12 protein-coding genes are annotated in these 10,956 nt (G+C 43.9%); all 12 read right to left on the bottom strand.

The window, feature by feature from the left end:
- Positions 1–399: 399 nt before the first annotated feature.
- Genes GPK88_RS10965 through GPK88_RS10910 form a run of 12 tightly spaced genes read right to left on the bottom strand, consistent with a single transcriptional unit; the run spans position 400 to position 10,874 of the window.
- Entirely contained in the window at positions 400–987 is a 588-nt protein-coding gene (locus tag GPK88_RS10965) for a nucleotidyltransferase family protein (RefSeq protein WP_173761739.1), read from the bottom strand.
- A gap of 19 nt (positions 988–1,006) precedes the next feature.
- Positions 1,007–1,726 carry a selenium cofactor biosynthesis protein YqeC gene (gene yqeC / locus GPK88_RS10960; protein WP_173761740.1) on the bottom strand — a complete coding sequence of 240 codons (720 nt, stop codon included), beginning with the start codon at positions 1,724–1,726 and terminating at the stop codon, positions 1,007–1,009.
- Between the two features lie 18 nt (positions 1,727–1,744).
- Positions 1,745–2,575 (bottom strand): selenium-dependent molybdenum cofactor biosynthesis protein YqeB, encoded by an 831-nt coding sequence (yqeB, locus tag GPK88_RS10955; RefSeq protein ID WP_173761766.1) that lies wholly within the window; start codon positions 2,573–2,575, stop codon positions 1,745–1,747.
- Positions 2,568–3,389, bottom strand: a complete 822-nt coding sequence (locus GPK88_RS10950; protein WP_173761741.1) for a DUF975 family protein — start codon at positions 3,387–3,389, stop codon at positions 2,568–2,570. Before GPK88_RS10950 ends, yqeB begins: the two co-directional genes overlap by 8 nt.
- Positions 3,390–3,392: 3 nt before the next feature.
- A complete protein-coding gene (locus tag GPK88_RS10945) occupies positions 3,393–3,992 on the bottom strand; it encodes a histidine phosphatase family protein (RefSeq protein ID WP_148448768.1) in 600 nt (199 codons plus the stop codon).
- The gene (locus tag GPK88_RS10940) at positions 3,985–4,365 is read right to left on the bottom strand and encodes a bifunctional adenosylcobinamide kinase/adenosylcobinamide-phosphate guanylyltransferase (RefSeq protein ID WP_173761742.1); all 381 of its coding nucleotides are present in this window, start codon (positions 4,363–4,365) and stop codon (positions 3,985–3,987) included. The genes GPK88_RS10945 and GPK88_RS10940 overlap by 8 nt, the downstream gene beginning before the upstream one ends.
- 27 nt (positions 4,366–4,392) lie before the next feature.
- Positions 4,393–5,169: an adenosylcobinamide-GDP ribazoletransferase gene (gene cobS, locus GPK88_RS10935; protein ID WP_215707792.1), complete on the bottom strand. Its 777-nt coding sequence runs from the start codon at positions 5,167–5,169 to the stop codon at positions 4,393–4,395.
- Positions 5,166–5,693 carry a bifunctional adenosylcobinamide kinase/adenosylcobinamide-phosphate guanylyltransferase gene (locus GPK88_RS10930; protein ID WP_148448762.1) on the bottom strand — a complete coding sequence of 176 codons (528 nt, stop codon included), beginning with the start codon at positions 5,691–5,693 and terminating at the stop codon, positions 5,166–5,168. The genes cobS and GPK88_RS10930 overlap by 4 nt, the downstream gene beginning before the upstream one ends.
- A gap of 1 nt (position 5,694) precedes the next feature.
- Positions 5,695–6,747, bottom strand: coding sequence for a nicotinate-nucleotide--dimethylbenzimidazole phosphoribosyltransferase (gene cobT, locus GPK88_RS10925; protein WP_173761767.1), 1,053 nt, complete (start codon positions 6,745–6,747; stop codon positions 5,695–5,697).
- Entirely contained in the window at positions 6,747–7,175 is a 429-nt protein-coding gene (locus GPK88_RS10920; RefSeq protein ID WP_148448760.1) for a GtrA family protein, read from the bottom strand. The genes cobT and GPK88_RS10920 overlap by 1 nt, the downstream gene beginning before the upstream one ends.
- Positions 7,147–8,103 carry a glycosyltransferase gene (locus GPK88_RS10915; RefSeq protein WP_148448758.1) on the bottom strand — a complete coding sequence of 319 codons (957 nt, stop codon included), beginning with the start codon at positions 8,101–8,103 and terminating at the stop codon, positions 7,147–7,149. The genes GPK88_RS10920 and GPK88_RS10915 overlap by 29 nt, the downstream gene beginning before the upstream one ends.
- The gene (locus tag GPK88_RS10910; protein ID WP_173761744.1) at positions 8,100–10,874 is read right to left on the bottom strand and encodes a YfhO family protein; all 2,775 of its coding nucleotides are present in this window, start codon (positions 10,872–10,874) and stop codon (positions 8,100–8,102) included. The genes GPK88_RS10915 and GPK88_RS10910 overlap by 4 nt, the downstream gene beginning before the upstream one ends.
- Positions 10,875–10,956: the final 82 nt, after the last annotated feature.

Raw genomic sequence — 10,956 nt, 5'->3', positions numbered from 1 at the left:
AAAGGCCCTCCTAATGATATTTATTTTATCATAGAAGAACCTTCTAAACATTATTTTACAGAAAAAGTTTCATACTCTCGGAAAGGCTTCGTCGTCCGCTGAATTCTAAGGCGCTGCGGCTTCTGCTAAAACCATTCCCAAAAGTTCTGAACTCGCGTCCAGACGCTCAGACAGCAGACCTTTTGGGAATAACGCAGAAACCACACCACCTAAGAATCAGCAGGACTCCTGCAGAACATCCCGATACGCCAGGGCGGTTCCCTGCTGGCTTTCTTTTTTCCGGTAATAAGTCTAGCCGTCTACTTACTTGTTGTAGTTAGTATATCAAAGCGTAAGTTATAACCTAAAGCCCCTCGCTACCACCACTAAATTTCCAGGTGCCGCACGCCAGACGGTACCTCACCGGCGTCCGTCCGCCATCACATCTACATCCATCACTTCCATCCCATCCACCACCCTCATTACCGCCACATCCCCCCGATTCCGCACAACCACTCTCTTCCCACCAACATCTCCCTCAAGTCCCATCAATTCCCCATAATACCTCTCTGAAAATACACAAGGATTCCCAAGCTTCCCACCATACTCCACACATGCAATCCCTTTCCCCTCTCTCAAAAATACCCCAACCAGAGCAAGGATCGTCTCTCCTCGAAGCCACGGCTGATCAGACACCGTAAACAGGCAGGCATCCATCTCGCGATTTCTCCTGAGTCCGATTTTCAGAGAAGAAGATATCCCCTCATCCGGATGTAGATTATAAAGCACCTGTGCACCACATTTTTCCGCTTCTGCCGCTATCTCTTCATACTGCGTTACCACTGTAATCTCACAGCTATGTCCCTGTTCTTTCAGCACTTCCCGCACCTTCATAAGTTCCGAAAGAATATGTCGGTACATTGGTTCTCCTTCAATGGTATACAAAAGCTTATTACTCCCAAACCGTCTGCTGTTTCCTGCTGCCAGCATGATCAGTCCCAGCTTCATCTCTCATCTCCTCCTTATTTCATGAAACTTCCGGCATATTTCCTGTCGGTCGCATCGTCTCTTTCAGACTTCCACACACTGCTTCTATGCCGGCTTCCTGACACTTTTTAATGATATTTTCAGCCACATCTGAAGATTCCAGCACATCAGCCTTGTTAAAATATACCAGAAAACTCTTTTCACCTACATTTTTACGCAATCCATCTTCTGCTGCCGCAATCTTTACAACATCTTCCCACATCACCGGCTCATCTGTCTTTTTCTGCAAAAATTCTGCTACATCATCCGGGCGATGCGCCGTATCACAGATCTTTTTTCCAATACAGTCCAGCCCTGTCACACCCACTACAATATCCGCAAATTCTGGAATTACCGGTTCATGCACAGCAGGAACCTTCAAAGGTAGTCTCTTCGCTCCATCTGCTTCTACAAGAAGAAGATCACAAAAACCGGACAACCTTTTCAGAGTTTCCGGTTCAGGGCCGGAAATCTTCGGCTGTCCGGCTTTATGTTTCGCCGCGATCACATATCCATATTGTTCTATAAGCCGGCAGAGTTCCTCTGTATCCTCTGCATCTGCAAAAGGACGCTTTGGTTCCCATGCCATGTGGGTGGTTGTTGTCACGATCACACGTCTCCCCTGGCTGGAAAATTTTTCCGCCAGATAAAAGATCAGGCTGGTTTTTCCTCCGCCGCCTGTAAAGGCAGCTGTCAGGGATTCTTTTTCTTTTCTGTTCATGACATACCCCACCTGTTTTTAATTTTTTTCTGTTGTGGTATCCGGGAGTATCCCACAGGATAGCAGTACTTCCAGTACACCTCCGGCAATGCATCTTGCCTTATCCGAAATCGTAAAACAGTTTTTCTTCTGTTCCGCTCTCGGATCAATATCTGCAATTTTCATCCCTTTAAAAACAGGATAGCCGTCACGGATCAGTCCCCGGATCACTCCGGATATCGTTGCTTTTACAGGAACATCCCCGACCATGGCAATGATCTGGTCTTTTTCTACGATATCTGCGATCCTGCTGATATTTTTCATTTCACCTGCCGCCGGTGAATGGATCACTCTTTCTTTTCCGATTCCTGCGATTAGACCAGGCACACCTGTGTTTGGAAGTGCACTGCCTTCTTTTATGATCCTTCCCAGATTATGGCCTCTCATGGTTTCGATCACATAATCCACATCTTCCCCTGCAGTAAATCCAGGCCCAAGACCTACGGTCACTGGTGCCATATCTCTGTTTGTCCCAAGATTTTTTTTTGCAAGGATCGCATCGATTACTGCTGCCGGTGAAAGTTCCCGGATATGTTTTCCCTCCGTATCTGTCAGAAGAGGAATTTCTCCTTTTTCCCAGCACCTTCTACACTGTGCCGGAATTTCCGTTTCCGGGATCCGTCTGCACACAACGCCTTCCACTTCCGAAGTTCCGTCATAAACAGCTTCACAGAAAGCCACATGACGACGGATAGCGCTTGGCCGGTCACATTCCAGAATCAGAATGTGATAGCCGCTCTGGTGGAGTTTATGGATCACACCGGTGGCAAGATCCCCGCCGCCACGTACAAGGATCATTTTATCAGTCATAATAGAAGTTTCCATTTTCATACACCTGCTGTCCGTTATTTCCCGGCATTCCTGCTGCCAGAGTATCGTAAAGTTCCGCATAGGTTGCATCCTGATATGGAGATACATAGAACAGACCTACCAGTCCAAATGTGATCGTAGAAAGGATATTCCACGGAATGAAGGAAAGATCCAGAACAAACGTATTCCACTTCTGTCCATACATCATATCACGGCTTCTTGCAAAAACTTCTTTTCTGTCCATATCCGGATATTCTGCAAGAAGATACGGAACCATCTTATATTCATAAGACTTTATGATTCCCGGGATAATAAACAGTAAGGTCCAGAGAAATGTAAACAGATCCCTGAAAAACATGGTCTTTACTACATTTCCATAATATCCGGAACGAAATGCGCTGAGCAGTTTGCCGACACCTGGAACTGCATACAGATTTTCAATATAAAAACTGCGCCCTCCTACTTCAAATACATTGCACACAAAAATTTTAAGTAATATCCCGACCAGTGCCGCCGCAACAACTACTCCGGCTCCTACCAGTGCAAAAATCAGTGCCCACGGAGAATACGATCCGCCAAACATATGGCCTGCATAGGAACTGAAGCCATCGGAATGATAGGTATTGACCTGATAACTGTAATCTGAATTCATCACATTGCCGGCACCACTTTGAGCTGCGCCTTTTCCGCCGGATGCCAGCACGATAGCAAGCACCAGACTGACCAGAACTGCGGACCAGTAATTTTTTCGGAAAGCCTGTTTTGCACGCCATTTCAGATCACTGCGTGTCCAGCTGATTATCCGTCCATTCATTTTTTAACCCTCCATATATGCTTCACAGACTGTAAACTCTCTGCGTTCTTTTTGCCAGAGATCCGGGTCCAGTTCAACCAGATAACCGCCGCCGTTTTTTACATGCCATTCATAAAACGGTCTGTGTCTGTCTGCATATTCTTCCATAATATTCATAATGGTTCCGCCATGAATCACCAGCGCCGCTGTATCCACATTTTTTCGGATACACTGTGTCACAGCTTTCTGAAATCCTGTAAGGCTGCGATATTTAAAGCCTTCTCTGCTCTCTCCGCCCGGAAACGGCATTGTTCCATTGCTGTCTATCCATTTCTGATAATTTTCATTTCCGGCAAGCTCTTTGTAATTTTTATTCTCAAACTCTCCAAAATCACATTCCGAAAGCTCTTCTATAATGTGAAGCTGTTTTCCCGGAAAAAGGATTTCTGCTGTTTCCACACAGCGGAGAAGCGGACTTACAAACAGCTCCTCCGGCATGGGATAGGAAATTTTTTTCAGAAATTCCCGGCCTTCATCACTCAGCGGCTCATCCGTGGTACCGATATAACGTGAAAGTTTGTTTCCCGGAGTCTGGCCATGACGTATCAGATATAATTTAATCATTTTTCAGCACCATCCCGATTCCACATACAACTCTTGTAACCTTGCTGCTTTTTCCCGCAAGTTCCGTACAAACACGGCCTACAGCCTCCCGATACTGCCGTTCAAAAGCATCAGCCGGAACGATTCCGTATCCTACTTCCTCACTGACCAGAACCACACCCGGATTTTTCTCCGCAAGTTTTTCCGTAAGGCCTGACAGATTCGCACCTGCTTTCAGGCACTTTCTTATGTACTGGTGAAAACCGAGAACTCCTTCTGCTTCCAGAAGTTCCTCCTCTGTAAGCTCTGCACCACATTTCCATTTCACATCGGGAAACTGTTTTTTTGCATAACTGCTTTTCCCCTGATAGGCACCGCCGATTATCATTTCCATATCCTTTTACCTCATTCCATTTTCATTTCACAGAACAACTATACCACTTACGCCCAGCACCAGAGCCATCACAACTTCACAGATACAGAGGAAAAAGCCTGAAAGATCTCCGGTCGTTCCTCCAAAATATTTCATGGCCATATGATGATACCACCAGAATACCAGCAGTGCTGTTCCTGCTGCAAGTACACCTCTTACTGGATTGATCCATATCATCAGTACTGCCAGTGCCGCAAACATCATGACCAGAACATTTCGTGCCACAATCTCTGATGCATTTCTGGAAAATTCTGCTACGGTTCCATCTGTCCTTGCTTTTGGAAATATGATCACACCAATTCCGGAAAGACATCTGGACATCATAAATCCAATGCTCATGATACAGATTCCATCGTGATCACCAAGCAACTGTCTCCAAGCACCCAGCCACAGAATAAAATAAACGCAGGCTGTGATAATGGCAAATGCCCCTGCATGAGAATCTTTCAGAATCTCCAGTCTTCTTGTACGCTCCTGCCAGGAACTTAACGCATCTGAAGTATCCAGAAGTCCGTCCACATGGATCCCGCCTGTGACAAAAACCGGGATCACGGTAAGGATCACTGCAAGAAAAAACGGCTCCATCTGTACATGGCTTCCCAGCACATATCCAACAAGCCAGGTCAGAATACCGATGGCTGTTCCTACAAAAGGAAAGAAACACATCATGTACTTCATGTTTTCTTTATTCCAGTCTACCATAGGTGTGGGAATCTTTGAAAACATGGCAAATGCCGCTTTAAAACTGTTCCATACACTTTTCATGCTTTCTCACCACCTTTATGCCAGACCGGGATTCCGTATACCACTTCTACAACAGCATCCGCCATTTCAGCCAGATTGCAGTTGATCTTTCCCAGCTGTTCCTTATACTTTTCGGATTCTCCTTCATAGAGAATTCCATCGGAAAAAATTTCGTTGGTAACGATCACCACGTGTTCTGCCTGTGAAAGAAGGTTTCTTACTCCTTCTGTGATCTTTTCGGAAACCTCCGGATGGAATCCATCTTCCCGGAACATTTCATTTGCCACCAAATTGGACATACATTCCAGAAGCACGACACAGTTTTTTGGAAGTATCAGCTCATCCAGCTCTGTGTATCTCTCAATGGTCTCAAAACCTTTTCCTGCCCGCATCCGACGATGTCTTCGAATGCGGCGGTGACTTTCCTCATCAAAAGCTTGCATGGTGGCAATATAGATCCTTCTCGCCTCTCCAAAAGAAAGAACCCTGTCCTCCGCAAAAGCAGATTTTCCGCTTCCGCTTCCTCCTGTTACAACAACCAGCATCTTATTTCAGCTCCTCATACTGTTCTACATTGATATCTCCAAAAGTACTCATGGAATTGTATACTGCACAGGAAAGATCCATCAGCGGAAATAATGCAACTGCTCCGGTACCCTCTCCAAGGCACATTCCCGCATGGATGATCGCTTCTTTATCCAGCTCTTTCAGGATCAGATGTGCCGCCGGTTCTTTGGAAACGTGAGACGCAATAATATAATCCTGTACCTGCGGGCAGATCTTTACTGCGATCAGCGCAGACACACAGGAAATAAATCCATCCATCACAACCGGCATACCAAGTGCCGCTCCACCGATAAACACACCGGCCATTCCTGCAATATCCAGTCCTCCTACCTTTGCCAGGACGTCAATGGCATCCGAACGATCCGGACTGTTTAATGCAATCGCTTTTTTGATCGCATTAATTTTTCGTACAAGCCCCTCACCGGAAAGTCCGGCTCCTCTTCCTGTCATATCTTCTACCGGTTTTCCCAGAAGCACTGCCGCAACTGCACTGCTGGTAGTGGTATTTCCGATTCCCATTTCACCGGTGGCAAGAACCTGGTATCCTTTTCCCTTCAGTTCCTCAGCCATGGCAATTCCCGCTTCAATTCCCTGAATTGCCTGTTCTCTTGTCATTGCCGGCTCTTTTGTCATATTTTTGGTTCCGTAAGCAACCTTATGATCTGTACGTACTTTTGTGTCCGTTACCATTCCAACATCCACAGGAAACAGCTCCGCTCCGCACTGACGGCACATTACACAGCAGGTTGTGGTTCCTGCCAGAAAATTCTCGGCCACAATTGTGGTAACTTCCTGCCCGGTCTGTGTCACGCCTTCCTCCACAACCCCATTATCCGCACACATGGCAACCACTGCTTTTTTCTCCACACGGACATCCGGAGTACCTGTGATACCGGCAATCTGTGTCAACATATTTTCAAGTTCACCCAAGGAATGCAGTGGCTTTGCAATACTGTCCCATCTTTTTTTTGCACCCTCCATGGCTTTTTCATCCAGCGGACGGATCTTTTTTACTGCCTCTTTCAAAGTCATCATTTGCTACCTCCCGTCTTTTTACCTGTAGTAAAAATTAAAAATTTACTAAATATATAATTCAGCACCAGCACAAGAAACTGGGTGCAGAATTTTGCAACCATGTCATGAAATCCCATTACAACAGCCAGAAGCCACACACCGCCAACTTCAATAACCATCGTCACCAGACGTGCACTTATAAATTTTACAAATGGCTGTATGTGATCTTTCAGTGTCTCACACGAATCGTGAAATACAAATCTGGAATTTACAACATACGCAAACAGGATTGCCAGTATAATTGATATGATGTTGGCAGCCATCAGAGGAAGCCCTGCAATTCTCATAAGATAAAAACTTACCAGATTTACAAGTGTTGTACAGCCGCCCCAGAAAATATAACGAATGACATCATTTTCATACATCTTTAAAATCAGTTTCTTCACTTATCATTCCTCCATGTATAATTTTTGATACGATATATCTCGGCCGATGCTTTACCTCTTCGTAAATTCTGGCAATATAATATCCGATAATTCCAAGGCTCAGCATAATTGCACTGCCAATAAACAATGTGACAATCAAAAGGGTCGTATACCCTTCTACTGCATGTCCGGTAAAATACCGTATCAGAGAATATATAAGAAGAATCAGCGAACACAGAAAACAGGCACCTGCTCCCGCAGTTACAAACTGCAACGGAATCGTAGTAAATGACACAATATTTCGGAATGCATATCCAATTAACGCTCTTGTAGACCATTTCGTCTCCCCGGCTTCTCTTTCCTGAACTTCAAAAGGTACGGAAGTACTTTTAAATCCAACCCAGGACGATGCCGCCCGGAAAAACATATTTCTCTCTGGCATGGAAAGAACACTCTCTACTGCTTTTCTATCCAGCAGTTTAAAATCCGACGCATTTTTCATATCAAAACCTGTAGCTCCGGACATGATTCTGTAGAAAAATCCAGCACTTTTTCCGTGAATTCTGCTTTCTTTACCCCGGCTTTTTTTGACGCCTTCTATTACTTCAAATCCCTGTCTCCACAACAAAAACATTTTTACAAGCGTTTCCGGCGGGTGCTGAAGATCACAGTCCATCACTGCCACCGCATCCCCGGAAGCCTGTGCAAGTCCTGCAATAATTGCGGCCTCTTTTCCAAAATTTCTGGAAAAATGTATTCCTGAAATATTTCTGTCTTCTTTCGATACTTTTTCGATCACATTCCAGGTTTTGTCTGAGGATCCGTCATCCACAAAAACCAGTTCATACTCTATTTCTGAAAAACTCAAAATTTCTTTCAATGTACGGCAGGTTTTTGCCAGAATCTGTTCTTCGTTATACGCAGGCAAAACCACCGATAATCTGCTCATTTTTTCTGTTTTCCCCTTTCTCCAGATTTCTTTGACTTCCGATATGACACTGCAATCAGCAGAAACAGAAGCAGCCCGGTTGCTGTCAGTATCAATCCCGGTACAATATATGGAGTACAGTAAGTAAGTACAATCTCATGTTTTCCCTTTTTTAATTCAATTCCCATATACATACTGTTGGCTTTTATAAGATCAACCTTTTTTCCGTCTACGTAAGCACGAAATCCCGCACTGTAAGGAATCGAAAATGCCAGAAATTTATCGGAAGATACTTCAATATCACCGATAATTTTATTTGTTTCCATACTCACATTCTCAAGGCTTTCTTTTCCAAGCTTCTCTGTCTGTTTTTCAACAGATTCCATAGGCTGACACACCAGATACAGATCATCAAACGTATATTCTCCTGGCATGGAAAATGTCAGCGTCATAGTTCCCGCACTGTAATTTTTATACCCCATATTCAGAAGAAAATTATGACGGCCACTGTATCCGTTATATTTATCGGTAAAAATCCGAATTGTCTTGTCCACAGACCCCAGTGAAACCTCCACTGCTGATTCTTTGCTTTCCTTCCAGTAGCGCCAGTTATCATCTTCGTAAAGAATCTGGTTCTTTTCGTATTCCGTAAGAGAATTCCATTTTTTATCGCTGACCTGTTCCCGGGGAGAATAAGCACTAAAATCCAGATTTTTGGCAATCAGATAAACTTCTGATTTGGGCTCTCCCCGATATCCGATAGAAATTTTTGCATTTTTCTTTGTCACAATAATTTTTCCATCTTTGATCTTACATCCTTTACCAGCTTCCAGTGTAAAATCTGCTTTCTTGTCATCAAAGGAAAGCTGCGTTTCCGGAAGGCTGCTTTTTTCCACAACTGCTCCCTGCAGCAATGCCTGCTGTTTTTCGGTCACAGAAAGCTTTTCATATTTTTCTCTGGAAATCCAGGAATCGTACGTATAGCCCAGTGGCAGAGAATCCTCATCTTCATAAATTCTGTACTTTTTGGTTGAAGCAGCCTCTTCGTCATATCCGTAAGGAATATATCCATATCCATTTCTTTTGACAGCAAAATATTTCACAGAAGCAAGTCGATCCAAAATCGTTCTTCCATCCAGACTGCTGTAATGATAATCCCACGGCGTATTCAGATACATTTCGTCAAAAAACCGGCTGATATTTCCATTTGCCACACTGAAATAATAGGAAGTACTGTTAGTTCCCATATACATGGCAGTATTTACGTAAGAGCCCGTTTTGTACTGATCATACCTGCTGGAAGAAGACCCATCCAGGGACAGAATCGTCCGATCCGGCCCATCCTGAAGTTCTTCCAGTGCCCGATTCTTTTCTTCAAACTCTGACAGATAATTTTTTTCATAGGAATACTGATAAGATACATTCAGAATAATGCTTGTTACCAGCACCGCAACCAGCATTCCACAGAGATATTTTCCCTGTATGAAAATGTTCCCATAGGAAAGCACTGTAAATACAGCCAGTACCAGCAGCATCACAGCCATACTGTTCCGCTCCGTGCGGGCAGATTTCGAAACCAGCGCAAGAACACAATATACCAGCAGCATAATAAAAATCCGTCGTTTTTCCTGCATCTGCAAAGTAAACAGTTCCGGATATGCCTGCACCAGAATATAGGCGATCAGCATTCCATATGCCCAGATCCAGCGGTTGGAGACATAGGAAAATCCATTGAGCACATGACCAGCAAAAGGAATCAGCAAAAACAGATTCAAAAGTACAAATCCCAGTTTCAGTCCTGTATATTTTTTTCTTTTGGAAAAAATTACAAACACGCCTGCCATGGCAACTGCAGAATATCCAGCCACTCCCCACTGGATCATATTCTCGCCGATCAGGCAGCCGAGATATTTTTCATAATAAATGCGATCATATAAAAATGGCACATAATTCTGTGCCTGAAAACGCTCTGTCCCAAACAGAGTCATGATCACAGGCAAAAAGATCAGTGCAGCAATCATAAGTGCCACCAGATAAAATCCGGCAAATTTCAGGAACCACTGAAATACATCTTTTACGGAACGCTTCCGGAATATGCCGAAATACCGGAAAGCCGCATATAACACCATAAAGACACTGATCATATAAAAGAAATAAAAATTTGACATTGCCGCTACAGCCGTTGCCCAGATAAAAAGGTATGGCTTTTCTTTTTTGTAGACCTTATCAATTCCCATAAGAACAAGCGGCAGATAAATCATGGGATTGGAAAAATAAGGATGTTTCATGGACGCATAAATAGTCCACCCTGCAAATATATAAACCAGGCAGCCGATAAATGTCGCCTGTTTTGGATTTTTTCGATAAAAACAGTAGATACTGAACGTAATCCCCGCAAGATAAATCCGCAGAAAAATCAGGATCTCATATAAGATTTCCGTATTTTTTTCGGGAACAAAAACGGAAAACAAAGTCAGCGGATCGCCGATCACATAATAATGCAGTGTTGTAAGGATATCAGAGCCATAACCAATGTGCATATCCCACATAGGCAGCGATATCTTATGGTCAAATACCAGTGTTTTCAGCACATTCCGCAGATATTTTCCATAATAGGCCAGAGCATTGATATGCTGTGGAACTCCATCATGACTCCAGACCAGTGCTTTTCCATTAAAATAAAAGCAGCCATAAATAACCAGCGAAATCGCCGCAAAAACCATCGTATACAGAATATAAAAATCTGCTTTTTTCTCTTTCCCGGATTTCTCCTTCGAAAAAAATTTTCTCATATATGTCTCTCCTGTATATGAAAAAGGCCTGCGGTGCGCTAAACACCGCAGGCCTGTCACCTAATGCTTAATCAGCAAGCAC

This window comes from Blautia sp. MCC269, from assembly GCF_018785655.1.
Classification (GTDB): Bacteria; Bacillota; Clostridia; order Lachnospirales; family Lachnospiraceae; genus Blautia_A.
This window is presented reverse-complemented; position numbering and strand designations above follow the sequence as displayed.